Annotated in this window: 23 protein-coding genes and 1 tRNA gene; 9 read left to right on the top strand and 15 right to left on the bottom strand. The window is 63.5% G+C overall.

What is annotated here, in order from left to right:
• Window position 1: 1 nt before the first annotated feature.
• The gene (locus J2W22_RS14715) at window positions 2-718 is read left to right on the top strand and encodes an MOSC domain-containing protein (protein WP_307118986.1); all 717 of its coding nucleotides are present in this window, start codon (window positions 2-4) and stop codon (window positions 716-718) included.
• On the opposite strand, the gene J2W22_RS14710 is transcribed toward J2W22_RS14715, so the two are convergent.
• Window positions 715-2268: a PQQ-dependent sugar dehydrogenase gene (locus J2W22_RS14710; protein WP_307118985.1), complete on the bottom strand. Its 1554-nt coding sequence runs from the start codon at window positions 2266-2268 to the stop codon at window positions 715-717. The genes J2W22_RS14715 and J2W22_RS14710 overlap by 4 nt on opposite strands.
• Before the next feature lie 151 nt (window positions 2269-2419).
• Between J2W22_RS14710 and J2W22_RS14705 the strand changes: the two genes are divergently transcribed.
• Window positions 2420-3082 carry a hypothetical protein gene (locus J2W22_RS14705; RefSeq protein WP_307118984.1) on the top strand — a complete coding sequence of 221 codons (663 nt, stop codon included), beginning with the start codon at window positions 2420-2422 and terminating at the stop codon, window positions 3080-3082.
• Window positions 3083-3102: 20 nt separating this feature from the next.
• On the opposite strand, the gene J2W22_RS14700 is transcribed toward J2W22_RS14705, so the two are convergent.
• The 5 genes from J2W22_RS14700 to smpB all read right to left on the bottom strand — a co-directional run bounded on the left by J2W22_RS14700 (window position 3103) and on the right by smpB (window position 9495).
• Window positions 3103-3465 carry a response regulator gene (locus J2W22_RS14700; protein ID WP_307118983.1) on the bottom strand — a complete coding sequence of 121 codons (363 nt, stop codon included), beginning with the start codon at window positions 3463-3465 and terminating at the stop codon, window positions 3103-3105.
• Between the two features lie 40 nt (window positions 3466-3505).
• Window positions 3506-5902, bottom strand: a complete 2397-nt coding sequence (locus J2W22_RS14695; RefSeq protein ID WP_307118982.1) for a hybrid sensor histidine kinase/response regulator — start codon at window positions 5900-5902, stop codon at window positions 3506-3508.
• Window positions 5903-6082: 180 nt separating this feature from the next.
• A complete protein-coding gene (locus J2W22_RS14690) occupies window positions 6083-8167 on the bottom strand; it encodes a M13 family metallopeptidase (protein ID WP_307118981.1) in 2085 nt (694 codons plus the stop codon).
• Between the two features lie 295 nt (window positions 8168-8462).
• Window positions 8463-9020 carry a DUF2062 domain-containing protein gene (locus J2W22_RS14685; protein ID WP_307118980.1) on the bottom strand — a complete coding sequence of 186 codons (558 nt, stop codon included), beginning with the start codon at window positions 9018-9020 and terminating at the stop codon, window positions 8463-8465.
• Window positions 9013-9495 (bottom strand): SsrA-binding protein SmpB, encoded by a 483-nt coding sequence (smpB, locus tag J2W22_RS14680; RefSeq protein WP_307118979.1) that lies wholly within the window; start codon window positions 9493-9495, stop codon window positions 9013-9015. Before smpB ends, J2W22_RS14685 begins: the two co-directional genes overlap by 8 nt.
• 233 nt (window positions 9496-9728) lie before the next feature.
• Here smpB and J2W22_RS14675 point away from each other — a divergent pair, with 233 nt between their 5' ends.
• The 4 genes from J2W22_RS14675 (at window position 9729) to J2W22_RS14660 (ending at window position 12210) form a co-directional block, all read left to right on the top strand.
• Window positions 9729-9890, top strand: a complete 162-nt coding sequence (locus J2W22_RS14675) for a hypothetical protein (protein ID WP_307118978.1) — start codon at window positions 9729-9731, stop codon at window positions 9888-9890.
• Window positions 9891-9951: 61 nt separating this feature from the next.
• The gene (gene recJ, locus J2W22_RS14670) at window positions 9952-11715 is read left to right on the top strand and encodes a single-stranded-DNA-specific exonuclease RecJ (protein ID WP_307118977.1); all 1764 of its coding nucleotides are present in this window, start codon (window positions 9952-9954) and stop codon (window positions 11713-11715) included.
• Between the two features lie 82 nt (window positions 11716-11797).
• Window positions 11798-11872 (top strand) — tRNA-Glu (locus J2W22_RS14665).
• 185 nt (window positions 11873-12057) lie between these two features.
• Window positions 12058-12210, top strand: a complete 153-nt coding sequence (locus tag J2W22_RS14660; RefSeq protein ID WP_307118976.1) for a hypothetical protein — start codon at window positions 12058-12060, stop codon at window positions 12208-12210.
• Window positions 12211-12339: 129 nt separating this feature from the next.
• On the opposite strand, the gene J2W22_RS14655 is transcribed toward J2W22_RS14660, so the two are convergent.
• From J2W22_RS14655 to traA, 6 genes are all read right to left on the bottom strand, one after another.
• Window positions 12340-13428, bottom strand: a complete 1089-nt coding sequence (locus J2W22_RS14655; protein WP_307118975.1) for a protein NO VEIN domain-containing protein — start codon at window positions 13426-13428, stop codon at window positions 12340-12342.
• Between the two features lie 121 nt (window positions 13429-13549).
• Window positions 13550-17161, bottom strand: a complete 3612-nt coding sequence (locus J2W22_RS14650) for a YobI family P-loop NTPase (RefSeq protein WP_307118974.1) — start codon at window positions 17159-17161, stop codon at window positions 13550-13552.
• A gap of 350 nt (window positions 17162-17511) precedes the next feature.
• Window positions 17512-18066: a toll/interleukin-1 receptor domain-containing protein gene (locus J2W22_RS14645; protein WP_307118973.1), complete on the bottom strand. Its 555-nt coding sequence runs from the start codon at window positions 18064-18066 to the stop codon at window positions 17512-17514.
• A gap of 6 nt (window positions 18067-18072) precedes the next feature.
• Window positions 18073-19524, bottom strand: coding sequence for an SIR2 family protein (locus J2W22_RS14640; RefSeq protein WP_307118972.1), 1452 nt, complete (start codon window positions 19522-19524; stop codon window positions 18073-18075).
• Between the two features lie 19 nt (window positions 19525-19543).
• The gene (locus J2W22_RS14635; protein ID WP_307118971.1) at window positions 19544-20038 is read right to left on the bottom strand and encodes a TIR domain-containing protein; all 495 of its coding nucleotides are present in this window, start codon (window positions 20036-20038) and stop codon (window positions 19544-19546) included.
• Between the two features lie 425 nt (window positions 20039-20463).
• Complete coding sequence (gene traA, locus J2W22_RS14630; RefSeq protein WP_307118970.1) at window positions 20464-23280, bottom strand: Ti-type conjugative transfer relaxase TraA; 2817 nt, start codon at window positions 23278-23280, stop codon at window positions 20464-20466.
• Window positions 23281-23451: 171 nt separating this feature from the next.
• Between traA and J2W22_RS14625 the strand changes: the two genes are divergently transcribed.
• The 3 genes from J2W22_RS14625 (at window position 23452) to J2W22_RS14615 (ending at window position 24609) form a co-directional block, all read left to right on the top strand.
• Entirely contained in the window at window positions 23452-23772 is a 321-nt protein-coding gene (locus J2W22_RS14625) for a conjugal transfer protein TraD (RefSeq protein WP_307118969.1), read from the top strand.
• 19 nt (window positions 23773-23791) lie between these two features.
• The gene (locus tag J2W22_RS14620) at window positions 23792-24004 is read left to right on the top strand and encodes a conjugal transfer protein TraD (protein ID WP_307118968.1); all 213 of its coding nucleotides are present in this window, start codon (window positions 23792-23794) and stop codon (window positions 24002-24004) included.
• Between the two features lie 104 nt (window positions 24005-24108).
• Window positions 24109-24609, top strand: coding sequence for a MucR family transcriptional regulator (locus J2W22_RS14615; RefSeq protein ID WP_307118967.1), 501 nt, complete (start codon window positions 24109-24111; stop codon window positions 24607-24609).
• 56 nt (window positions 24610-24665) lie between these two features.
• Here the strand turns inward: J2W22_RS14615 and J2W22_RS14610 are convergent, their stop codons facing one another.
• The 3 genes from J2W22_RS14610 to J2W22_RS14600 form a co-directional block, all read right to left on the bottom strand.
• On the bottom strand, window positions 24666-25115 hold the full coding sequence (locus J2W22_RS14610; protein ID WP_307118966.1) for a hypothetical protein: 450 nt from the start codon (window positions 25113-25115) through the stop codon (window positions 24666-24668).
• Window positions 25116-25209: 94 nt separating this feature from the next.
• Window positions 25210-26133 carry a nucleotidyltransferase and HEPN domain-containing protein gene (locus J2W22_RS14605; RefSeq protein ID WP_307118965.1) on the bottom strand — a complete coding sequence of 308 codons (924 nt, stop codon included), beginning with the start codon at window positions 26131-26133 and terminating at the stop codon, window positions 25210-25212.
• Between the two features lie 67 nt (window positions 26134-26200).
• Complete coding sequence (locus tag J2W22_RS14600) at window positions 26201-26437, bottom strand: sigma-70 region 4 domain-containing protein (protein WP_307118964.1); 237 nt, start codon at window positions 26435-26437, stop codon at window positions 26201-26203.
• Between the last annotated feature and the right edge of the window lie 8 nt (window positions 26438-26445).

Here is a 26445-nt window from a genome sequence, read left to right as displayed (position 1 = left end):
CATGACCCGCATCCTCGGCCATGTCAGCGCGCTCAATCGCTATCCGGTGAAGTCGATGGCCGGGGAGCAATTGGGCGTGGCCGAGCTCGACTGGCAGGGAATCGAGGGCGACCGGCAATATGCGTTCGTCCGCGCGGCGAACGGCACGCGCTTCCCGTGGCTGACTGCGCGCGAGGTGCCGGCGATGGTGCTGCACCGGGCGCGCTTCGAGGATCCGGGCAAGCCCAAGACCAGCGCGATCGCCGTCCAGACCCCCGATGGCGCGAGCATCTCGCTCCACGATCCGATGCTCAAGGCGCATCTGGAGGCAGCCGCGGGTGAGCCCGCCGCGCTGATCCAGGTGGCGCGCGGCTGCTATGATTCGATGCCGGTCTCGATCCAGAGCAGCGGCGGCCATGCCGCGTTGGAGGCGGCGCATGGCTGCGCGCTCGATATCGACAGGTTCCGGATCAACGTGATCGTCGAGAGCGACCTGCCCGCCAGCGACTGGCAGGGCCGGCGGCTGGCATTCGGCAGCGACGAGGACGGCGCGGTGGTGCAGTGCGCCGATCCGATCAAGCGCTGCGTGATCGTGACGATCGACCCGCATACCGGCGCGAAGGAGCCGCGCGTACTGCGCACCGTCGCGCAGCAATTCGCCAGCTGCTACGGCATCTATGCCGGACCGGCGCGCCCGGGGCTCATCCGCCTGGGCGATCCGGTCCGGCTGATCGATTAGTTCGGCTCGACGACGAAGACCTTCCCGTCCGGCTGGAGGATGTAGAGGTTGCGGTTCGCATCCTCGCCAAAGGCATAGGTATATGTCACCGGCTGGAGGTTGGTCTGCAGATCGGGAATCTGCACGCAGCTGTTGCCGCTGGCTGAATTCTGCACCAGTGCCGCCGCCTTGCAGCCGCTGATAGTCTTGAGGGATTCGTAGCTGCCAGTCAGGAGCGCGCCCTGGAGCGCCTCGATCGGCCCGCGATAGACCGGACCTGCGGACAGCGTGTAGTGCTCGGCCGACGTCGTCGGGGAGAGGCCACGGCCCAGCTTGAACACCGGGTAGAACTGCCCCGCCGGCAACGGTGCCGAGCTGGTCAGCCGTTCACGCCAGGGCGAGAAGTCTCCCCCCTTGTCCTCGGGCCGGATCATGTTGAGCTCGGCCTCGAAGAAGGAACTGACCGGGGCACCCCAATCGCTGACATAGAGGTAGCCGGTGAAGGTATCGAACCCCGCCCGGCGCGGCTGGCGGAAGCCATAGGCCCAGACCTCGGGCGCGCCGCCCGTGGTTGCGAAGGGATTGGTCGCCGGGATCGCATAGTCGCGCGAGGCATCCGCCGGGAAGGCGTCGCTACTCACGTCGATGCGCAGCACCTTGCCGAACAGGTCGTTCGGGTTCGAACCCGGATTGGGGCCGCTGCCGGTGGTGACATAGAGATAGCCATCGGTGCCGAAGCCGATCCAGCCACCGGTGAAGTTGTTGTCCGGGGTGGCGACCGAAAGGATCACGTCCCCGGTCGACGGATCGCCGACGTCGCGGGTGCCGGCGGCGGCACGATAGCGGCGCACCTCGAGATTGTGCGCTGTCGTGGTCAGCGCGACATAGACATAGCCGTTCGCGACATAGTCGGCGGAAGCTGCGAAGCCGAGCAGACCGCCATCGGCATCGGTCGAGACCTGGCCGGAGAGATCGAGGAACGGCGTGGCGGCGACGGCACCGGTCGCGACGTTGAGCAGCTTCACCCGCCCGGTCTTCTCGGTGACGAACACCTGGGTGGCGTCACCCGGCTTGGCGACGAGGTTGTTCGGCTGGGTGAAGGCGCTGCTGACCTGGCGGGCGCGATAATTGCCGGTGGTCAGATCGGTGACAGTGACGGCGAGCGCCAGCGTCGTGCTCGCGGTGCCGTCCGAGGCAGCGATCGTCACCTGATAGACATTGTCGCGGTCGGCATCGCGCGGCGCCTCGAAATCGGGCGCGCTGCGGAAGGAGAGATGGCCGGTGGCGTCGATCTGGAACAGCGCTGCATCGGCACCGCCGTTGATCGAATAGGTGACCGTGTTGCCGTCCGCATCGGTGGAGGTCGCGGTGTAGAAATAGGTGGTGGTGTTCTCCGCCACGCTCACTGCGGTAGCCGAGTTGAACACCGGCGCGCTGTTGGTCGGGGTCGGCGTGGTGGTCGGGGTGGGCGTGGGCGTGCCACCGCCGTTCGAACCGCCGCTGTCACAAGCGGTGAGGAACAGCATCGGCGCCAGAGCGGCGCCCGCGAGCAGCGAACGATACAGAAGCATTTCGATTTCCCCTCTTTGTGGGCGCAGAATGATCCAGCGCGCGGTTTCGATCAAGTCGTGACATGACTGGAAACAACTGCGAAACATCTTTCTTTCCGGCGACTTGCGGGCGGACGATGACTTGGGCAGTTTCACTTTCGGGAGGAACTGCATGACCGATCTTCGCAAGCTCAATCGCTGGCTGGGCGGCGGCGCGCTGGCGGCCGCCGGGGCGCTGGGCACCATAGTCTATGTGCCCGCGGTGCTCGCTTTTCCCCATCGCGCGCAGTTCGGCGAGATCACGGTCTATTCGGTGTCACCGATCGGACCCGAGATGCCTGCGATCCTCGACCGGGCGGCGAAGCGCAATGCCATGAGCGCTATCGCGGCACCGCTGGGCCCGCGATCCGTCTATCTCACCGATGGCGGCTGGCGCTGGAGCCTGCTCTCGCTGCCGACCTCGCACGGCGCCTTTGCGGTGACGCGGCCCTTCTCGATGAACATCGTGGTCAACCGCACCTCGATCGCAGGGGACGGCGTGGAGAACAGCGCCGCGATCGGGAACCGGCGCACGCTGAGCGGCACGATCGCGCATGAGACGACGCACCTGCTGATCCACCAGCGCTACGGCCTGGCCGCGCGGACTTTCGCGACCTGGAAGGTCGAGGGCTATTGCGACCATGTGGCGCAGGAGAGCAGCCTATCCGATGCGCAGGCAGCGGCGCTCAGGGCTGCGGGCAAATCGACGCCGGGGCTCGTCTACCATGACGCCCGCCGGAAGGTTGCAGCGGCGCTTGCTTCAGGGAAGAGCGTGGATCAGTTGTTCAGGAACTGACTGCCAGGCGGAAACTGGCCTCAGGCCGCGCCGACGAGGCTGTCGAGCACCTTCTCGACACTGTCCATCGTGAACGGCTTGGAGAGCACCGGGCGATCGCGATAGGCCTCGGCGACCATGTCCCCTGCCCCGCCGGTGGCGAGCACGAAGGGAATGCCGCGCGCGGTGAGCGCATCGGCGATCGGCCAGCTGGTCTCGCCGCCGCGCAGGTTGATGTCCATGATCGCTGCATCGATCCCGCCCGCCTCGACCAGTTCGAGCGCCGTGGCGACGCTGTCCGCGGTCCCGGCGACGGCGCGGTCGAGCGCGTCGAGAAAGTCCTCGAGCATCATCGCGATGAGCGGCTCGTCTTCGACGATCAGTATTTTCTGAGGCCCCGGCATATCGGGTTCCATCGCAAAAAAGCCGCGGGACGCCAAGGGTTTATTTCGGCGCGAGCACTTCCCGCGCAGCTTCGGCAAGTTGCTGTACCGAAAAAGGTTTCGGCAGGAAGGAAACTTGCTCCAGATCAATCGATTTGCGGAGCTGCTCTTCGGCATAGCCCGACATGAACAGGATCGGCAGGTCGGGATATTTGGCGCGAATCCTGCGCGCCATGCTCGGCCCGTCCATCACCGGCATGACGACGTCGGAGATCAGCAGGTCCGGGCGCTCGATCGTCTCGATCAGCTCCAGCGCGGCCTCGCCATTGTCGGCGGTGACCACGGTATAGCCCTGGCGGGTGAGCGCACGCTCGGCGATGGCGCGGACCATGTCCTCGTCCTCTACCACCAGGATCGTGCCGGTGCCCCAGGTATCGACCGGCTTCTCCTTCACGCCCGGCAGCTTGGCCGGCACCGGCGCCTCGGTCGCGGCATGGACCGGCAGGTAGATGGTGAACTCCGCCCCGCCCGCCGGCGCATTGTCGGCGAAGATGAACCCGCCCGACTGCTTGATGATGCCATAGACGGTCGACAGGCCGAGACCGGTGCCCTTGCCGACTTCCTTGGTGGTGAAGAAGGGCTCCCAGATCTTGGCGAGGATCTCGGGCGGGATGCCGGTGCCGTTGTCGGCGATGCGCAGCGCGGTATAGTCGCCGACCGGCAGCACGTCGTCGTCCATGCGGCGGACCTCGGAGGCGGGCACCGCCATCGTCTCGATCGTCAGCGTGCCGCCGCCGCTCGGGTTCTTCGACAGCATCGCGTCGCGGGCGTTGACCGCGAGGTTGACCACCACCTGCTCGAGCTGGCCGGGATCGGCGCGGACCGGGCCGAGGTTGCGGCCGTGCTTGACCTCGAGCCGCACCGTCTCGCCGAGCAGACGCTTGAGCAGGTTGGAGACTTCGGAGATCACGTCGGGCAGCTGGAGCAGCTGCGGGCGCAAGGTCTGCTGGCGCGAGAAGGCGAGCAGCTGGCGGGTCAGCGAGGCGGCCCGGTTGGAGTTGGCGCGGATCTGCTGGATGTCGTCATAGTCGCTGTCGCCGGGCGAATGGCGCATCAGCATCAGGTCGCAATGGCCGATGATCGCGGTGAGGATGTTGTTGAAGTCGTGCGCGACCCCCCCTGCAAGTTGCCCGACCGCCTGCATCTTGGTCGCCTGGGCGACCTGACGCTTGAGCTTGGACTCCTCGCCGGAGTCCTTGAGGCTGATCAGGACCGCGGCGTCACCCAGGCCGCGCGCGCCGGCGATGCCGATCGAGACGGGCTCGTCGGGCGCGTCGGACATCCGGACGGTCATCTCGGCCGATTGCGGGGCACCGCCGGCAAAGCGGCGCACGGCATCGGCGAGCGCCGCCTTGTCCTCGCGCACCACCAGGTCGCCCGGGTAAAGCGGCGGGGCGGCGGCGTTGACCCGGGTGGCGCGGACGAACGCGTCGTTCATGCTGACGAAGCGGCCGTCGCGATCGACCAAGGCGAGGCCGAGCGGCAGCAGCGCGATCAGCGAGCGGACATGCGCGCCGGCACTGGCGCCGATCGCTGGCGTGGGGGCGTTGCCCACCTCCTCGTCGAGCAAGGCGACGAGCAAGGGCGCCTCCTCGCCGTCGAGGAACGGGATCTGGAGCACGCGGAGCGGATTGCCCTGCAGCCCCTCGCGCTCGAAGCGGACCAGGCCCATCGAGTCGGTGATCAGGAAGCGGGCGAAGTCCCTGCCCTCCACCGCCGCCTCGCCGCTGCCCATGGCGCGCAGGCGGAACACGCGGTTGGCGGCGCGGACGCGGCCCTCGGGCGAGACCATCGCGGCCATGATGCCGGACGAGCCGAGCCGGTCGCCGGTATGGCCGTCGATCAGCGCCTGGGTCTGGCTGGCGAGGTCGAGCGCCTGGACGCCGATGAAGCGCCAGACCAGCGACTCCTCGCCGACGCGCTGGACGCGGGCGGAGACGGGAGCGCCGAACACCTGGATGCCGTCCTCGCGCGCCTCGCCGTCGCGCCAGGCAGTGCGGGCGGCAGTGCCGAGCGCGGCGACGGCTGCATCGCTGACGGGGAGGTTGGGCGGGGTCGGCCAGCCGGCGAACAGTGCCTCGAAGCGGCTGTTGGCGCAGACCAGCCGGCCGGCGCGGTCGGTGACGGCGAGCGCGTCGTCGCTGGCGGCGGCGAGCGCCTGGGCGACCGACCAGTCGATGGGCTGCTCGGCGGCGGCATCGGCATGGAAGAGCTTGCGCGCGCCCCAGAGCGCGCCGGCGACGAGCACGCCCGCGGCGACGAAGCCGACCGCGACGGCGCGGTCGTTCAGCGTGAGCAGGATCACCGCGCCCGCGAAAATGCCCGCGAGGACCGCCGCCGCGAAGGGCAGCCAGCGGCGAGACGGCGATACGGGCGTGTGGACGGGCAACGTGGCCATGCGCCACCGATGTTCGGTCGGAGGGCGCGGGTCAAGGACACAATTCCCTCTCCCTTTGGGAGAGGGAGGGAGCGCCGAAGGCGCAGAAGGGTGAGGGTCGACTGGATCTCGACCCTCACCCTTCCCACGCGCTTCGCGCGCGGGCCCCTTCCCTCTCCCGCTGGGAGAGGGAAAAGAAGCTTACCAGATCCGGACGCGCTTGTCGGGCGTCAGGAACAGCTTGGTAGCCGGATCGGGGTTGTACGCACCGTACCAGGGATCGAGGTTGCGGACGACCCAGGCGCGCTGCTGCGAGGGCGAGTGCGGATCGGTCAGCAGGCGCTGGCGCAGGTTCGCCTCGCGATAGTTGCGGCGCCACACCTGGGCCCAGCCCTGGTAGAAGCGCTGGTCGCCGGTGAAGCCGTCGAGCACCGGGGCTTCCTGGCCGTTCAGGGAGGCCTTGTACGCGTCATAGGCGACGGTGAGGCCGGCCAGATCGGCAACGTTCTCGCCGAGCGTCAGCGCGCCCTTCACCTTCATGCCGGGAAGCGGTTCGTACTGGTCGTACTGGGCGACCAGCGCGTCGGTGCGCGCCTTGAAGGCGGCGACGTCGGCGGGGGTCCACCAGTCGGTCAGGCGGCCTTCCTTGTCGTACTTGGCGCCCTGGTCGTCGAAATGATGGCTCAGCTCATGGCCGATCACCGCGCCGATGCCGCCATAATTGACCGCCGGATCGGCGTTCGGATCGAAGAAGGGCGGCTGCAGGATCGCGGCCGGGAAGACGATCTCGACCATGCCGAAATTGGCATAGGCGTTGATCGTCATTGGGGTCATCCCCCACTCCCAGCGGCGGATCGGCTGGCCGAGCTTCGCGATATTGTCGTCATAGCCCCAGTTATTGGCGCGGACGCTGTTGCCGAACGCGTCGCCGGCGGTGATCGTCAGCGAGCCATAGTCCTGCCAGCGATCCGGATAGCCGATCTTCGGGGTGAAGGCGGCGAGCTTGGCATGCGCCTTGACCTTGGTCTCCGGCGCCATCCACTCGAGCTTATCGATACGGCGGTCCATCGCGGCGATGACGTTCTTGACCAGCTTGTCGGCCGCCGCCTTGGTCTCGGGCGGGAAATACTTGGCGACATAGACCTGCGACACGTCGTCCGAGAGCGCGCCGGTGGTGAAGTCCACCGCGCGCTTCCAGCGCTCCTCCTGCTCCGGCGTGCCCGAAAGGGTGGTGCCGTAGAAGGCGAACTGCTCCTTGTCGAAGGCGCTCGGCAGCACATCGGCGAAGCCGTCGAGCGTGCGGACCAGCAGCTGGTCCTTGAGCACGTCGAGCGGCGCCTGCTGGATCAGCTTGGCGATGCCGGTGATCGCGCTCGGCTGGGCGACGATCACGGTGTCGACCGGCGACTTGCCGGCGGCGAAGAAGGCCTTGAAGTCGAAGCCCGGCGCCGACTTCTGCAGCTGGGCGACGGTCATCTTGTTGTAGGTCTTGCTCGCATCGCGGCTCTCGACCCGGGTCCACTGGACCGCGGCGATCTTCGTCTCGAACGCGACGATCGCCTTGGCACGCGCGGCGGCATTGGGCTCGCCGGCATTGGTCAGCTGCGCGGCGAGATGCTTCTCATAGGCGGCCTTGGTCTCGAGGAACTTGGCGTCCTTCGAGAGGTAATAGTCGCGGTCCGGCATGCCGAGTCCGGCCTGGCCGAGGCTGAGCGCATAGACTTCCGGCTCCTTGTCGTCCTGGCCGACATAGGCGCCGAACGGCACGCCCACGCCGTTGCGGCGGGCGGCGGCGGCGAGCGCGGGATAGCCGGCCTTGGCCTTCAGTCCCTTGATCTGGTCGATCCAGGGCTTGGCCGGCGTGAGGCCCTTGGCGTCGATCGCAGCGCTGTCGAGATAGGTCGCATAGGCGGTGCCGATCTTCGAATTCGGATCGCCCTTGGCGGCGTCGAGAATCTCGTGCGTCTGCTTCTTGGCGTTGTCGTCCAGGATGTTGAACGAGCCATAGTTCGACTTGTCGGCCGGGATCGGGGTGTTCTTCGCCCAGGCGCCGTTGGCGTAGTTGTAGAAATCGTCGCCCGCCTTCACCGCGGTGTCCATGCCGGCGGTGTCGAAGCCATAGCTTCCATAGACCGGCTTGGGCTTCTCCGGCTGCGGCGGCGCGGCTTCCGCCTCGGTGACGGGCGCGGCCTCGACCGGGGCGGTCGGCAGCGGCTGGTTGTGCGCGCAGCCGGCGAGCAGCACGGGCGCGGCGAGGAAGGTGGTGGTGAGGAGCGACAGGCGCATTGAGGAGACCCCCGAACGAGTTGGTGCGCGCTGTCTTACGCCGTCGATACGCTCCGTCAATCGACTCGGCGCAACATTGTTACACTCTGGCGACCAATTATGTTTCTGGTTGGTTGCACAGTGGAGGCGGAGTGCATCTTGCCTCCCCTGTTCCCCGGCGAAGGCCGGGGTCCAGTTGCAATGTCGTTCGAGAGGACTGATCGCCCCAACCGGCTGCGCCGATACTGGGCCCCGGCCTTCGCCGGGGAACTGAAAGGCGAAGCGTCCGCCTCCTAACGGAAGCGAACGTTCGCGGTCAGGCCGCCGCCCGCGCCGCCTGGCGCCGCTTCCACTTGCGGGCGATCCACAGCCGCCATGCCAGCGCGGTGCCGAAATAGCCGATCAGCGCCAGCGCGCCGGTGATGGTGACGAGTCCGGTGAGCGTCGCCGGCCCGGCCTGGTGGACCAGCCAGTCGCTCCAGCTCTGCTCGATCACCTGCGCCTTCGCCACGACCTCGCCAGGGCCGATCATCCAGCTGCCCAGCCAATAGGCCGCCACCCAGAGCGGCGGCGTGGTGAAGGGATTGGTGATGAAGGTGGTCGCCGCGGCGGCCGGGATATTGGCGCGCAGGGGCAATGCGAGCACCGCCGAGGCGGGGATCTGGCCCATCGGGACCAGCACGCCGGTCACCACGCCCAGCGCCACGCCGCGCGGCACCGATCGGCGGGTGAAACGCCAGAGCGACGAATGCATCACCCGGTTCGCCACTGGACGCAGCCAGCGATTGGTCTCCACCGATTCGCGGCTGGGCGTCGCCTTGTCGAGCCAGCGACGGAAGCGCGACTTGTCGGCCGGGGACGCGGTATCAGTCACGGCCGCCGCGGAGCAGACGTCCCTGCTCACGCTTCCAATCCCGCTCCTTGATCGACTCGCGCTTGTCATGCGTCTTCTTGCCCTTTGCCAGCGCGAGCTCGACCTTCGCGCGGCCCCGTCCGTTGAAGTAGATGGACAGCGGCACCAGGGTCATGCCCTCGCGCGCCACCGCGCCATGGAGCTTGTTTATCTCGCGCTCATGAAGGAGCAATTTACGGGGACGCTTGGGCTCATGGTTGAAGCGGTTGCCATGGCTGAACTCGGGGATGTTCGAATTGACCAGCCAGACGCCGCCCTCGTTCACTTCCGCATAGGCTTCGGTGATCGAGCCCTCGCCGAAGCGCAGCGACTTCACCTCGGTGCCGGTCAGCGCGATGCCGGCCTCATAGGTGTGTTCGATGAAATAATCGAAACGCGCGCGCCGGTTCTCGGCGACGGTCTTCACTTTCTCGGGAGAGGGACGCGGACGAGCCATAAGGGGCGCGATGTAGGCATGTAATCCGGTGAGCGCCAGCCCGGTCGGTTCGCACGGAGAAAATCCGCTGGACGCAGGCGGTGCGACAAATGCGACAAAGCGTTTGCATCTTGATCCAGATGCATGCGGGATTCGGCAGATGCGCGTATCAACAGGCCATTGGCGTCCCCGGAACGAGCACGGCGCTGAATGACAGCAACGGGAGAGCTGCCGCTTGAAGCCGGAGCTTTCAAATGCCCCCGCAGAATGACCGCGAATATCTCGAACGCCGACAACGCCTGAGCGCGGAAAAGGCGCGTACCGCCACCGATCCCGGCCTCGCCAGGATCCACGACCAATTCGCCCGGGCCTATGCCCAGCGCCTCCAGCAGGTGGCCCAGCAACCGGCCGAATAGCAGAGGATAGCGCGCGGGGTGGCGATGGACAGACCCCCTGCCCTGTTCCATAGCTGTTCCAATGTCCGTGGTACTCAATATCCAGCGTTCGATCACCGGCCAGCCCTGGCATTGGCGCGGGCTCGCCAGTGATTCGCGCGGCGGGCTGGTGCCCGACGACCTGGTCACCCAGCTCCTCCTCGCCCGTGGCGTGGCGCGCGAGGAGCTCGACATACACAAGGCGCCGAGCATCCGCGCCTTCATGCCCGACCCCTCGATCTTCCGCGACATGGACAAGGCGGCGGAGCGGCTCGCCGACGCGATCGAGAAGCGTGAGCAGGTGGCGATCTTCGGCGATTACGACGTGGATGGAGCTACTTCCGCAGCACTCCTCATATTGCTTCTGAGGGACCTGGGCCTGGAGGCCCGCCCCTATATCCCCGACCGGCTGATGGAAGGCTATGGCCCCTCGGGCGAAGCGCTGGTGCGGCTCAAGGGCGAAGGCGCCAGCCTGATCGTCACGGTCGATTGCGGCGCCCAGGCCTTCGAGGCGCTGGAAATGGCGCGCGACGCCGGCGCCGAGGTGATCGTGGTCGATCACCATAAATGCACCACCGAGCTGCCCGTGGCGCTGGCGCTGGTGAATCCCAACCGGCTCGACGAGGACGAGGGCGCCGCGCATGGCCATCTCGCCGCGGTCGGTGTCGCCTGGTTGCTTGGTGCGGCCCTGGTCCGCACGCTGCGTGCCCGCGGCTGGTTCGCCAGCCGGCCCGAGCCCAAGCTGCTCGACCTGCTCGACATCGTCGCGCTAGGCACCGTGGCAGACGTGGCAGCGCTGCGCGGTCTCAACCGCGCCTTTGTCGCCCAGGGCCTCAAGGTGATGGCGCAGCGGCGCAATATCGGGCTCAACGCGCTGATCGAGGCCTCGCGCCTCACCCGCGCGCCGACCTGCACCGATCTCGGCTTCGCGCTCGGGCCCCGGATCAACGCCGGCGGACGTGTCGGCCGGTCTGACCTGGGCGTGCGGCTGCTCACCACGCGCGACCCAGAAGAGGCGCGGACCATCGCCGAGGAGCTCAACCTGCTCAACGAGGAGCGCCGCGCGATCGAGGCGGGCGTGCAGGCGGAAGCGGAGGAGATCAGCCTGCTCAAGGCCAACCACTCGGTCGTCGTGGTGGCGAGCAAGGGCTGGCATCCCGGCGTGATCGGCATCGTTGCCGGGCGACTGAAGGAGAAGCTCGGCCGGCCGGCGATCGTGATCGCGCTCGACGAGGACGGCGTGGGCAAGGGTTCGGGCCGTTCGATCCCCGGCGTCGACCTGGGCGCCGCGGTGCTCGCCGCCAAGGATGCCGGGCTGCTCGCGGCCGGTGGTGGCCACGCCATGGCCTGCGGCGTGACGATCGACGCGGACAGGCTCGATGCGTTCGTGGAATTCCTCGAGGAGCGGCTCGCCGAGCGGGTGACTCAGGCAATGGGCGAGCGGGCGCTGCTGCTCGACGCGGTGGTGGCGCCGGGCGGCGTCTGCCCCGATCTGGTCAATGCGATGGAAGTCGGCGGGCCCTATGGCATGGGCTGGCCGGCGCCGCGCGTCGTCGCCGGGCCGGTGACGGTGATCAAGGCCGATGTGGTCGGATCGGGCGGGCATGTCCGGCTGATCGTCTCGGGGCCGGACGGGCGCAGCCTCAAGGCCGTCGCCTTCCGCCAGGCCGATACCGAGCTGGGCGCGGCGCTGCTCTCCGCTCCGCGCCATCGCAAGCTCTGGCTCGCCGGACGGGCCAGGATCGACGACTGGGGCTCCCGCCCTGCCGCCGAATTGCACGTCGAGGATGCCGCATGGGCGGATTAGGCGAATAATCGGAAAAGGATCGATCAAGCCGCTTGACCGCGTGCCGATCCTTCCCTAACTGGCCGCCTCCACGCTTCGGCATGGCCCCTTCGTCTAGCGGTTAGGACGCGGCCCTTTCACGGCTGAAACACGGGTTCGATTCCCGTAGGGGTCACCATCGTCAAGCGGAAAATGGCGGAAATCCGCCGTTTCGGACGATTTGGCTGAAGTCGCCCCCACTTTTCGTCCCACATTTTTTCTCGGCTTTCGTGACATCGAACGGTACGCCTTGGGCCGTCGATTCCGTGCCCCGGTGCAAGATTCGCAAGTCCGAACGGTTTACGACTGCCTCTAGGCCGTTAGTTGACTGGCAGGTTTAGCGATCTCTTCGGGCTGGCTGATGCGGCCGGCGGGGATTTACTCGACCAGATAGTCCTTGGTGGCATCGGCCTGTTCGCGACCGCCAAACAGATCGTTGAGGCGGCCGGCCTCGGTCAGGCGGTCAGGCCGGGCTGACGGCGTTTAGTTGGATGCGGCGGCCCTTGAGCATCGCCCATCGCCCGCTACGATTGGCAAAATTTCCTCGGAATAAGGTCGCAGCGATCGTGGCTGGTACAGAGACCGCGCCGCACCTTACCTGAGTGCTTAGCGCACCCGGCCTTGGGCGGCCTCACGCGGTGTCAGCTCAAGCGTTCCTTCGCCGCCAATGTTTTGCCAAGCGCGGTGCCGCGAGGCGGTTTTCGCCGCGCCGGGCGGAGTGACACACCAGAAATGGTGCAGTTTCGGGCCGGCGCGCTCGCCTAATGCGTCGGTGACGATGCAGATTCGATAGCTCCCATCGAGGAACTTCCCGCGTTCCTCGAGGCGTATCTTGTCAAACTCGTTGAAGGTGAAGTCCGCCACCACCGCCCTGCCGGACCGGCCCTTCACCTCGATGCAGAGCGTCGCGTCGCCTTGAACGGCGACGAGGTCATACCCCAGCTTCGTCGCCGAGACGTCGTCAACGTCGTAGCCAAGCGCCTCGAAGTGGTCGGTCACGATCCGCATCGCGGTATCTTCGATCTCCTTACGCCTCTCTGGATCCGGTTGGAAGCGATTGCCCTTGCTTCCGGATTTCGGCGAGACAGCCTCCGAGAGCGGCAATGCTTTCCCGGTCTCGATGAAATGACGAATGCGGCGCGCGATCTCGGGCCCGACCTCCTTCTGCAGCTCGGGGAAGTAGACTGGACTCTGGCCGGGGATACCCTTGTCGCCCTTCTTGCGCGGCGGGATCCAAAGGACCCGCTCCTCTGGCGCGAGCAGCCGGCAATCCTTCTCGTCCGCCTCGACCTGGAACGACAGCGTGTGCGGCTTGCGCGAGTGCGGATCGCGATAGGTCCTCGCTCGCTTCAACGCGCCCTTGGGCTGCTGGCGATAACGATAGACCTTGGCGTTGTCGTACCACCCGACGACGATCCTCCCTCGACGGGGCGACGGATCCGGCGCGGTCCAGACGACCAAAACGTTGTCAATGGAGTCGCTCGTGGCCGTGGTGCCGAGCTTCTCGATGTGGATCGAGTTCTCAAGCACTTCGACATGGCCATAGCAGCGACCGGAGGCAGGCCTGAAATTCAGAACCTCCCCGCCCCATCCATTTTCCGCCGCCCACTTGAAGCCGCCCGCATAGAAGCCTTCCAGGCTGCCGTCATAGTCATTGAGATGGATGCCATGCAGCACGACGAGCGGACGGTTCATCGGGTCACCTTCATCTTACGATTGGACTAACCGGTAGGGGTCGATGTTTCGCAATCCCTTGCGGCGCACTCGAAATCGTGGCGAGCTCGAGCGCGGCTGAAATCCCAACTCTTGCGTCTTGTCATCGCCTTTTCAGATTCACGCGTATGTCGTCGGTGAACAAAGTACCCTCGCTCCAGGATGAGATTATGTTTCTGGAATCGAGCCATTTGACCAATGCGATGTTTTCGGTGGTGTTCGTCAGGCGAGGGGAGCTGTAGCCCGTCCTGATCTCAGAAAATGGCCGGGGGAGAGTTTCCAGCACCTGACGGACTTCGCTGTCCGCGAGAACGGAATGAAATTTGTTGAAGAGCGAGATTTGCGTCGAGATGGGCTTGGAATGCGTGATCAAGGTTTGCGCCAAGCCAGCATCCAGACCGGCTATTCCGGTACCGCTGCGGTCGATGACCGGACCGATAAGCGCTGCGCGCTCGGGCAGGCCGGGTAGCGCGCCGAGGTCCATCAAATCGACCAGCGCGCGCTTGTTTCCATCGCCGATTTCAGTTCGGAGCAGTCGTTCCCGAAATTCGTCGTCGAGCGCAAAGCTTTGAGGATCGGCCAGATAGGCGGCGACGTTCGCTGCCACGAATAACAGCTGCAATTCTGGCTCGGGGGCGAGCGCGTCGAGGCTAGCCTTGTCGAACGTGACTTTTCTTTCCTCTATCAGGATTCCAAGCTTGGCTCGATCCAGTCCTTCCGGGAAATTGTCGAACGGCTTGGGCAACGCCTCTACATATTCCTTATAGGCGGCATCCGACAGCGCCGCCGCGCCAATGAGAAACTTGCGCAGTGGTTGTGCAGCTGAATTGCTTGGCATCGGCTCTCTGACGATAGCCGCTCGTACATCTTCTCGATTGAGATATGCGATCAGGCTTTCCGGCTCGAACCCCTCGCTTTCGATGAAAGCGAGGCAGTTCGCCCAAGTCGGCTCGATCGCACGCTGCTGGAAGAGCATCGCGTGCGCCTTGGAGGGGACGTCGGCGAGCGTTGGCAGGAGGACCGTCTGCCGTCCCAGAAACTCCTCAAGATCTTCCTGATCGAGGTTCTCGTGGAGGATGATAGCCAGGATAGCTGCGGCGTCCTCGGTCGAATTGTCATCCAGCCCGAGCAGGACATCGTGCAAATAGGTATCGAAGTCGCGCTCGATCCTGTCGATCAATACTGCGTTATTCGCGGAGCGAATGGTGGTGTAGTTCCTGGCGCGCAGCGACTCCAGATCGGGCTCGCCCATGACCTCCTGATAGGCATATTCCAGGTTCGCGATCGTGAGTTCGAAGAGCCCATTCTCGAACATCGCGCGTATGATCCCGGGATGCTCCTTAATCGAAGCGAGATCCCTGACTTCAAAGCCGACGCGCTCGAGGCGCTCCGGAGTCATCTCGGGCGCCTGAGCCAAAATCTCAGGTAGATTCGCCGAGACGAACTCCGCGAGTTCATCGTTGTCCCTCGCCAGGCGCTCGAGTAGCTTCTCAGGCACGCTCGATAGCAATTGCGTGACATGGGACAGGCTGCGCGGGCTGGCGATGATTGTGGGGGCGTATTCCTGCCAGGCGCCAGCCAGTCCCGATAGCAATCCTGCGACATCGCGACCGCCCGCATAATAGGCATCGAAAAAGGCCTCGCAGCTTTCGAAATTGGCCGAAAGAAACTCGAAAAGCTTCGCCGTTTGCTCGGCGTAGCGGAACCGATCACTCAGCAGGCAGTCGGCGAGCTTGACGTTGAGGACATAGCTCTGCCGGAAATCCTCGTCGCGCATTGCCACGATGACTTCCTTCGGATTGTCGATCGGAAATTCCGGGTCCGGCGTTGTGAATGCCCGTATCTGAATCAGGAACTTGTTATCGTGCGGCGACAGCCGGCCCGAATGGAAAAGCGAGGTATATTGATAATAGGTGTCGTCGAGGTACCCCTCCAGGATCAGGAAACGGGCTAGCTCGCCTTTCTCGCCGAAGCTCTCGAACAGGTCTTCGAGGCGGTCGGAGTTCAAACGCATCAGTTCGTTCAATTTGGTCGTTCGAAGCGTCCCGATCTTCGATCTGAGCTCGCTGATTCGGCGCAAGCTCTCATTCTTGTTATTGGCCGCTTTATTGTCAATCTCGGCCCTGCGTTGCTGGTAAGATCTGTGAGGATCCACATCGGCTTGCCAGGTGGCGATAGGGTTCCGTTGCTGGTGCCCGTGAATGTTGCGGTAGGTGAGTTGCGGAGCGTCGATCCAGCGCTCGAATCCATCGGCCCCGACCAACTCCGAGGGGGCAATCCATGTTTGTCCGTCGAAGCTGATGCTGAGGACACCCGCCGGGAGTCCCTCAAATAGGGCCATGGCGTAGATCCTGCGCAATTCCTTCAGGTCAGCCGGTGTCTGCCGCTCGGCAATTTCAAGCCGCTGCTCGAGTTCCGCGATCTCGGACCTGTACGCGGCCTCGCCCTGCGCGACGAGGTCAGTCTCACGTTTCAGAACGCCGGCGAAATTTCCCTCCCCGCGGTGCAGCCGCTCAAAATCTCTAGGATACACATTCTTGTAGATTAGGATCGCCAGCAGCTTGTTGGCATCTAGGAGATTGTCATGGTCGGTCTCGAGGTTGGCGACGTAAATAGCATACTCGTTGAAGATGTTCTGAATCAGCCGGAGATCGTTTAGGTACCTCGAGACCTCTCGCAGGAACTGCCGATCGAGCCGGCCGTCCAGCGCGAGCCGTTTCCCCTGTTCCAGCACCATGTCGATCGAATTCGACGCGTTGATGATCGGAATAACTGGTATAATGAATTCGAAGAACTTCGTCCGGTCTGTGTTCACGAACATGTCATCGCGAAGCGCGTACAAGAATCGGATTGTTCTTTTGACACCAGCATTCTCGTTCACAAGGCTGTTTATCTCGCGTAACGTCACGAAAATTTCGGTGTTATTGAAGCGATCTAGATCTTCGATTATAACTAAATCATAGTCCGTTGACTGGAAAAAATATATGATTTCATCCAGGTGGCGGTTGAGTATCGACTCCAAATTGTCTGAAGCCGGCCTGATCTCGATGTCCTTCAACGAGATGCTCTTAAGCGACACTCCGAAGCTCGCGACGTAGAAATGATGAAGCATTATCCACAGGAACGACGCTGCTACCGCGAAGCTTCCCAGGTTCAGCCAATTGCCAAGCGCAAAAGGGGTGAAGAAGGCGCCGCTGATAATCGCCTTGTACTGTTGGAACATGTGCCATAGCGCGAGCAGGCCAATCATGATGAAAAGTGATTTGAAAATCGACCAGACCCCGGGCGATTGGATGCGCTTGAAGCGCGACAACGGCAGTCTGTTGGCGTCAGCGCCGTAGAGCATCTGCTGCAGGATGCTTCGTTCAATCTCCTGGCGGCTGACGCTTTCCCCGCGCGTATCGCCCTCGGGCGCGAACGCTGCGAGAGAGATGTGCAGCGTGCGCCGCCGATATCGTTTCAGGAAGGATTGAATGATGCTGCTTTTGCCGGAGCCGTACGGACCGGTCAGCGCGATGTTGAACACCTTTTTGTTGCTTGTCGCGTAGAGCAGAGCCTCGGCATATACGCCGGCCTTATCGGCCTGATCGGTCGGCGCGAGATCCACGAATTTCGATTGCGTACTAGCGGGAATGCCCACGCCCTCCAGCATGGCGGCGACAGCCTGGAGTTGGCCGGCAAACCAATGGGCGAGCGTGATTAGGCGTTCTTTCATAAGTAGCCAGTCTAGCACAAGCGCATAGGACGCTGATACGTTGGGCCGACTACTACCTATACAATGGGCACTCCATAACGTCTGCTTTTCAGAACGGCGTGCGGATCTTCAATGTCCGAACGTGGGGCGCATTCCAGCCGAGCCGCTTTTGCACAAGCTGCCGGTCAGATCCTGGGCCGTTTGCAGACTGACCGCTTCCAGGAAGTCTCTCAAGGTCAGCGGACGCTCGTTGGGTCAACATGGTTCATCAGTTCTCGACCAACATAAGCCGTTTCGACGCAGTGGCGGGAACGTCCGCTCCATCTTTGTTAGCGCGAGCATCTCCGCAGCAAAGTACCGGCGGGGTTGAACTAGTAGCCCTTCAGCCATCTGCTCAGCTCGGTGGCGGTGTTTTCCCTCTCGTTGAGCACCATCCAGATATTCCCATTGTAGCTTTGGTGGCCGCCCCAAACGATGCGGCGATACAGGCCGAGATATTCCCATGATGCCCATGCTTGGTCATATCTGGAGTCAGATGCCGGGAAGAGCGCGATCTTCGACATACCTTTCTCGCCGTCAGCGATGCCGAGTTCCCAAGGCACCCATTTGCTTTCCTTGCTGTTCTTACTGGCAAGGAGAACGAAGCGGCTGGTATCGCGAATTCGGGTCTTCAGAAGCTCGGCTGTCTTTTCAGTCGTATAGGGAGGCATCTCCGGATCGATCTCGTCGACGTAGACCTTGCCGCCATGGTCTTCGAGAACTCGAATCGCACCCGCAACCAGATCATCGTCCTTGCTCGAATGGGAGAGGAATGTGGACCCTGCGAGTGACCTTGAAGCGGCAGCCTTGCGGATCCTCGCCGTTTCGGCCGTTCCCATTCGGGTCGCGTAACTGCGGAGCTCTTCACGGGTAACATATTCTACCATGTGATTTCAGACTCGTTTGGCGATGCGCGTCAAGATCTCTGCAACCAGATTCACGATCTCCTCGACGGTGGTGTCGTCGCGCGCAAGTTCCTTCAGTTCGTCGTCCGTGGGGCGCATAGCGTTGTGCCCGGACGTCTCGATGTCGGACCCGATCAGGCTGTCGGAGATCTGAGCCGCTGCACCGCCAGTCGAACCGATCGGGATGACGAAGCAGTCGGCTGCCTTGGCGGCTTCAAACTCGTCGAGGACGCCGCCCGCGATCACCGGCGAGCCGGTGGACGGATCGATTTTCATGCCGCCGACGAAGGCGACGACGCCCGCGATCCTGGCCAGTTCGGCACGAAGGGCTGCCCATTGCGCCCTGTCAGGCGCCGCGCCAGGAATTGGTTGGGGGAAGGGGCGTGCGATGAGGCGTCGCTCGAGATCCCAACCGCCACTCGATCGCAGCGCGTCGAGGAAGCCGGCGATGGAGGCCGAGCCGACGACAAGACCCGCTCCGCTGACCAGGTCGCGGTTGCGATCGCCCACGAGCCGGCCGATGGCGTGCGCGACGTTATAGACCTTCGCGATCTCGTCGCCGGCCTCGGGAGGCCAGCTGCCGCTCACCCACACCCGGCGCGCCGCCACGCGCCGCTCGACCTGCCGCAGTAGCTCGGGCACCTCGGAATAGTCGTCGATCTCAACCACGACGAGACCGTAGCGCTTCAGATCCCGGCTCCAGAGCTTGTGCTGAGTGATGCGCGCCTCGAACTCGGCGTCGGTCTTGTAGTCGTCCCGCTGCGGCGGGCGGACGATGGCGAAGTGTTCAGGCGGTGCGGACGTGAAGCTCTCTCGGATGAGGGACAGCACATGCCGGATGTTGGGGTCGGTGAAACTAATGCCGAGGAATAGCATGGACATGCTGGAGAGGTGAGCCTGCAGCAGGGGCAGGAAGGCACCCCGCTTTGAGCGATAAAGTTCATAGTCGTCCGTGGAGATGACAACATCGTCTAGCCGCTCGACAGACCCGTGCATTTTAAACAGGCGGGTGGCTCCCGGCGTCGCGCGAAGGGCGAGGTCGGCGGCACCGGAGACTGTGTCGATCGGTCGATTTACCCCGCCGAAGGCGCGTTCGACCAATCTATCGTAGTTGGTGGTCCAGATGAACTTCACCGGCAGACGAGCGATGATCTCCAAAGTCGTGGGAACAGCGTGTTCGACGCCGATCTGCTCTTTGATGACGTTTCGTACCTGAGTGGCGGACCCGTTCTCCTGGATGCTCCATTGGGCGAGCGCCGCAAGATCGTGGAGTTCCCCGGGCTTGACCCCAAGCTCCTCGCCAACTTCGGTGAGGAGCGATGCCCACGATGGATATCCCGCGCCCATGGATACGCCAGCACCGACGAACACTGCGCCCGTGCCGCTTATGAGGGCTTCGGGATAATCTTTCAGGAACCGCTTCGTCGTCGCCGCCACCATGTCGCCGTCCCCAATCTACTCAGTTGCGGCCCCGGATCGCGATAGCATCCTCAATCCACTTCTCGATGCCATTCGAGATCGACGCGTAGACGGCCTTGCTGTCGTTTCCGGTCGGAGTAATTAGTTGAACGACATCAGATAGCTTCTTGCCTGAGTTGAAGGTGATTCCCTCGAAGGGATTGGTTCCCGCAACTGATGTCTGGCTGTTGCGATCGAGCAGCTTGTTGACGCGGATACCGACAACACCCTTCTTGTCGTTCCAGGCCTTGATGATCTCGTGCTGGACCCACGGGCGGCTAGCCGTTTGGGAACCAACCAGCACGACGACACAGCTCTTGCCGTACATGTTGTCGGCAATCCACTGCTCAATCGACGCCTTGCCCTTTCGCTTGACCTCCTCCCAAGCGTTCGGAGTGCATAACGATTGCCCCTCGAGAGCCCCCATATTTCTGACCTGCTGCGTCCGCCAGAAATCGTTGTCAAAATGGAAGCTGAAGAAGACACGACGAACCACGTAATTCTCCCTGATATTTTGCCGCCTAATCTGGTGCCAAGTATAGAGATTGCAAGCGTAACGACTTCGATTTGGAGCAATCCAAGCGAAAGGCGAATACAAATCCGTCCTTCGGTTAATATCCCACCAAATTCTGGATCGTTCCGGTCAGGTGAACCCGGCAAGGCGACTGGAATGATCGATCTCGATCGCCGCTCCACTTGCTCGGCGTCGCGGCAAGACCCTCCGAGCAGTGCTCGATGCCGATCAGCTTAGTCCAGAAGGTGCAGACTGACGCTGTCACCCGCTTCCCGCAGCCGGCAAGCTCGATGCGCGCCTTTGTCCCAATGTCGGTTATTCCGGCTATCGCTTGACGAATGGCAGGTTTCGGGCTCGCGCTGGAGCAAGCTGAACGGCCAGAATTAGGGCGCAAAGCGGCCACCGCTTCAGCGTCCAAGCCCGCGCCCCCGCCCAAAGTCGATCCCGTGATTGAAAGCCAGCTCCGCTCCTAGCCGGCGGCCGGTGTCGATCGTGATCCCGAGCTGCGCTTTGCGAACGGCGAGTATCGACTCTATCTGGGGATCACGCTCCAAGCTTTTTGCCATGCCCGCCATCTCGTTCCGGATGGCTTTGTGGCTTGTCATATCACCCGCCACATACGCCCGCTGGGACTGCTTCTGCAGGTTCTCCCAGCGCGTGAGGAACCGATCGGCCCTCTTGGCTGGATCGGCTCGCATCTCGGCTTCCAACGCCATCGCGCGGATCGCTCTTTGCGGTCGTCCGTTCGCCGCTTCATCGATCGCCGTGCGATCGGCATTGAACACGTTCTGCAGGTCGCCCTTAACGCCCGGGCGGAGTCCCTCCATTTCAGCAACAGCCTTGTCGAGTGCGGCGCGTTGATGCGGAAGTTCCGCAGAGCCTTCGGTTCGGACGCGCAGAATATCGGCTGCCGAACGGGCCACACGCACCACTGCTCGTTCGAACGGAGACAGCTCCGGCACCTCCGGCGTGAGCCGAAGCTTCAGCCCGGCGAAGCGGTTATGCCCCGGCTGCTGCATCTGCGCCCGTTCGGGCGATGGATAGTCCGCAGCCATGTCCTTGCCGCGTTCGCGCGAAAGCGCCCGGGTCAATGCTTGCCGATCCGCGAAATCATCGCGACCGTAATGTAGGTCGATGCTATCGCGATGACGGGACAACGCAACATAAGCGGCGTGCCGGTCGAGCCCCGGCGTGGCCAGTACATGCGCCCGATCGACTGTCACACCCTGTGCCTTGTGCACGGTCGCGGCATAGCCGTGATCAAGGTTCGCATAGTCCTTCACATCGAAAGCAATCGAACGTCCGTCGTCGAGCAGCACTGCCATCCGCGCCTGGGTAGCGGACTGCACCTGTCCAAGCGTGCCATTTTTCACGCCGAGGCCGCGCTCATTGCGCAAGAACATGATCCGGTCGCCAGGCGCAAACTCGCGCGCGCCTCGCTCGGTCGAGATCAGCACGCCCTCGCCCAGCTCGCCGCCAGCGCGTAGCCGATCGCGCGCGGCGAGGTTGAGTTCGCGCACTTCGTCGTTGGTGTGGGTCAGGATGATCCGTGAAGCACCTGGCGCTTCGGAACGATCGCGATCCCACCGATCGATCAGGTCGGCGCGTGCATCCTCGCGCGTTTCGGCATCATGAATGCGGTCGTGCCGACCATAGGCGCTGATCGCTTCCGCGGTCCGTTCAGTCGCGAGGTAGCGCGTGGCATCGCGCTGCCAGTCCACCCGCTGGCGGCGAATCTCGGTGATCTCGATACTGCCATGCCGCTCCGCAGTCGCGCGGAATGCGGCACCCGCTTCAATCGCCTGGAGCTGTTCCGGGTCGCCGACCAGCACGACCTTGGCGCCACGCTTCTCGGCTTCGGTAAGCACGCGCTCCATCTGCCGAGTGCCGATCATACCGGCCTCGTCGATCACCAGCACATCGCGATTGGTCAGCAATTCACGGTCATCGGCCCATTGATGCTCCATGCTGGCGATCGTGCGTGACGCTATCCCGGAACCGCCCTCAAGATTCTCGGCGGCAATGCCGGACAGCGCTACGCCGCGGACCGAATATCCGGCACTCTCCCACGCCTCGCGCGCGACGCCGAGCATCGCCGACTTGCCGGTGCCGGCATAGCCGATGACTACGCCCAACCCTTGGCCCTTTGTAACATGGTCGAAGGCACTGCGCTGCTCGCTTGATAGCAACAGGCCGCGCATTTCCGCGCGCACCAATGCGAGCTTGCGATGCTGCTCGTCCATGCCGTGCCGCCGACTCGCCTCCAGCCGGACGGTGGCGCGTTCGAGCCGCTTTTCGGTCTCGACCATGTCGCGACTGGTGAAACGGTCCTGGCCGCGTCCATCCTTACCGAGCGTGACCAACTCCGGCGATGCGCGCACCGCCGCCATCACGCGATCGAACTGATCCTTTCCCTCGCTATGGCGGTGCACGAACATCGCAAGGTCGCGCGTGGTGAAGGTCGCCTGGGTGCGGGTGATCGCCTTGAGCGCCAGCGCCGGTTTCGCCAGCAGTTTCTCGCCGTTAGCGTACGCGATGGCGTGGTGCTCTTCCAACCGCTCAGAGGCGAGCCCCTGCTCCGCCATCCGCGCAGCGGCCGGGCCAATCTTGTGCTGCGGTTCAAGATCGATGCCTTGCGCTTCGAGGGAACGATGATCGACCCGTGCATCGATATCGAGTTCGGCCAGCCGCGCGTTGACGTGCTCGGCCCAGCGCTCGCGCCATTTCTCCAGAAGGTCGGTGCGATTCCAGTCTCGGTTCTTCTTGCCGAACCCGTTCTCGTCGACGTCACGCAGGGTGAGCATCACATGCGCGTGCGGTTTAGGTTCGCCGTCGGCGCCAACATCCCAATGGACATTGAGATCTGCGATCATGCCCTGCGTGACGAACTCCCGTTCGACGAAGTCGCGTACCAGGCGGATGCCCTCGGTCTGGTCCAGTTCGCGCGGGATGGCGAATTCCACCTCGCGGGAAAGCTGCGCGTCCTTGCGCAGCTCGGCCGCTTCGACCGCATTCCAGAGCTTCTCCCGGTCGGCGAGATGCTCGGGTGCCCTCTCCGGCAGCATCACCTCGGAGTGAACGACGCCGGCCTTGTTCGAGAAGTCGTGGTGTCGATCCAGCCGCTCATCATAGAGGCGCGAAGCGGAGCGATAGGCAGCGGACGCCAGCGCCGACGATCCGTTGGCACGGGAAATGATCTTGGCCGAGAAATGGTAGATCGCCATGGCGGCAATCCACCTAAACTACACGAGCAACGTCGGCACGACGTATAAGCGCGCCCTCAAAAGAATTCATCTTTTTCGGGACGTGTTCGTCCCACGATGTTTCAGGTGATTTACGCTGATCGATACAGTTACTAACTGAAGCGTTCTCGATCATCAATTGAGGACGGCGCGATGCGTAAACCCCGCGACTATGATTCGGAACTCCAAGCGCTCAACGACAAGGCGAAGCAGCTCAAGGACCGCAAGCTGCGCCAGTTCGGCGAGCTGGTCATCGCGACTGGAGCCGACGCGCTCCCGGCCGAGCAACTGGCCGGCGCGCTGTTGAGCGCCATCGACACCAAGGATGCAGCCGCGAAGGAGGGTTGGCGCAAACGCGGCGCGGCCTTCTTTCAGGCAGCACCGCGCAGCGCTCGAGGCGCAACAACGGACGATCCTGGCGCTGCGCCGGGCGCGGGCAGCACTCCACCGGCTGCAAGCGAAGATCGCGCGTGATGATAAGCGGGCATGGGTCATGAAGCGCCGCGAGCGCACGCGCCAACTGATCGAGTTGGGCGGCCTGGTCGCGAAAGCGGGCTTAGTCGACCTGACCGATGATGATCGGGCGGTGATCTTCGGATTGTTGGTGAGCGCCGCAGCGACTCTACAAGGCGAGGACCGCGATCCAGCAGTGCTGCTGTGGCGCCGCCGCGGAAAGCGCGCGTTCGATAATACAGCCGATGGTTGACCGGGAGTTGGTTGCTTCGCCGACCAACATACGACAGGGACGACAACCAGGCGTGCAGCTATCAAATCTGAGACCGCGCTGCGCCAACCACGGAAGGGTTGTGTATGTCGGACGAAAATTCCCTGAACGCCGTCGAACTTGCCGCTGAACTCACGATTGCTTGGCTCGGCAACCAGAACAACCGCGTGGCCGCTGAAGATGTGCCTGCATTCCTGCGCACGATGCACACGACGGTCATCGAGCTCGCTGGAACAACCGCCTCGGCAGCTGAGCCGGCAGATGAAGCCGGCGGTGAAACCGAATACACGCCGGCCGTATCGGTGCGGAAATCGCTCGGCTCGAAAGATCACATCATCTCGATGATCGACGGCAAGCCCTACAAGACACTTCGCCGGCATCTCTCGACGCATGGTCTCACGCCGGAAGAGTATCGCGCCCGCTACAACCTCAAATCGGACTATCCAATGGTCGCGCCGAGCTACTCCGAGGCCCGCCGCGCGATGGCGCACAAGATTGGGCTGGGCGCGAAAGGCCGTGCGGCAAAGTCCAGCGCCTCCGCAGCGCCCACACGCAAGCCGCGCGTCAAAGCCGGCACCGCCGCGTGAATCTGGCAGGCCGGGCGCGATGGGCCCGGCCCGCAGTCTACCACATGAGTCGCTGACTAGAACTTGGTCGCGGTGCCTGCCTCGATGCGTTCGCAGCGGCCCGAGTAGTCGCCCGCCTTCCCGCTGATGCTGATCGTTCCCGTGCGACGATCAACGAAGACCTTCGGGCTGTTCATGAAGTTTACCGCTGCCGAGCCGCTGAAGGACACATCGGTGATCTTCAGGTTCTTCAGCTTGAACCAACCGCCTTCCCCGCCACGGATTGGTGGCAACATCGTCCTGGGCATTCGAATTCGGCTATTCTCGCCGTCTATCACGAGGTCCACCTGATCCTCGAAGCCTTGCGACCGGTGCCCGGTGATCGTGGCACCAGCGGTGTTGCCGTGGTTGTCCCACGCTTCAGCACTGGAGGTGGTGACTTTGTTGGCGGAACCGCCGCCGCTGCAAACCAGCGCTATAGGCGCTTCCTGCGGCGTCAAAGCCGCGATCAGATATATGGCAAGCATCGGAGCCCCCAGATGAACGCTTTCCAGCTTTAGACGACAGTCCGCGAATCCGAAAGCGGGGACGAGCAACGGCGGAAACAACGAGATGTGCCAGTTAGGCGGCGGCACTTTTTTCGAGAGCGGAGATGCGCTCCTCACAGATCACTTGTACGGCGTGGCCCAATGCTTCAACGCGCTCGCCGAGCCACGTCAGTTCTTCCTCGCTGATCCGATACTGCTTCGAATAGCGCGCCTTCACATAGGCTGCCTTGAGCTTCTCGAAGCGGGAGCGATCGACGCGCATATCGCGCGGCCAAGCGTCGATCAGGCGCGGATCGATCCGTTCTGCTTGGGTGCGCAAAAAGCCGAGGTTGTGAACGTGCGGTGTGTAGAACGTGCAGACCAGCAAAACGCAGTGGTAAAGTCGCTCGGCAGCTTGATGTAGCTGAAACGCTGCGTTGTTCAGTCGCCCCTGCGACAGGTTGAATCGGAAGTTGTCGTAAAACTCGCCGCCGCTCGGATACCACTCCTCGAAATACTCCCGCGCCATCGCCAGCGCCTGTTCCGGCGTCTTCGGTTTGGGCTCATGGAGTTCATTGTCCTCGCTCTGATAGAGCGCGATACCGTCGCGGGCGATGTCTATGAAGAAATAGCGCCCATGCGCCAGCCCGTCGTTCACTTCATGCAGGGTGTGCACGATGAAGTTGACCGGCGTGTGCAGCGTCTTGGTGATCGCCAGTTCGCGGTTGAGCCGGTCCTCGGCAGTCACCCAGAATTCGACGCGGTCGGTCAGCTTCTGGTTGTTGACGATGATCAGCAGGTCGAAGTCGGACTGATAGCCCTTGGCGGTGTGCGGTTCATCCACCCAGCCGCCGCGCGCATAGCTGCCGTAGAGGATGACCTTGAGAATGCGCGCATTCTTCTTCCAGTCCGAACTGGCAAGAACGGTCGCGTCGGCGAACTCCTCGAAGAGGATCTGGACGACGCGTTCCAGCTCGCGCTGCTTGGCCGGAGGGAGATGATCGAGGTCGGTACGCATGTACGGCGATCCTATCCGAGCATGACAGAAAAGAACAACCGCGCGGGTTGGACCGCGCGGCAGGTAGTCACCAGAAGCGCCACCACGGACGCGGCGGCGCATCGACCATGCGCACGAAGTTGTAGAGCGCCTTGGCGAAAAGCGCCTCGACTTCGGCGACCGTGATGCCGAACCGCTCGGCGACCTGATGGTAATCCAGATCGTCGTAGCGGATGGCGCAGAACACGTCGCGCTGATCGCGGGGAAGCTTGCGGATCGCACGCTGCATCCGGCGCGCCAGACGGGGATCGAGTTGGTCGGTCATCGGAAATC

It is taken from the genome of Sphingomonas kyeonggiensis (assembly GCF_030812785.1).
Classification (GTDB): Bacteria; Pseudomonadota; Alphaproteobacteria; order Sphingomonadales; family Sphingomonadaceae; genus Sphingomonas; species Sphingomonas kyeonggiensis_B.
This window is presented reverse-complemented; position numbering and strand designations above follow the sequence as displayed.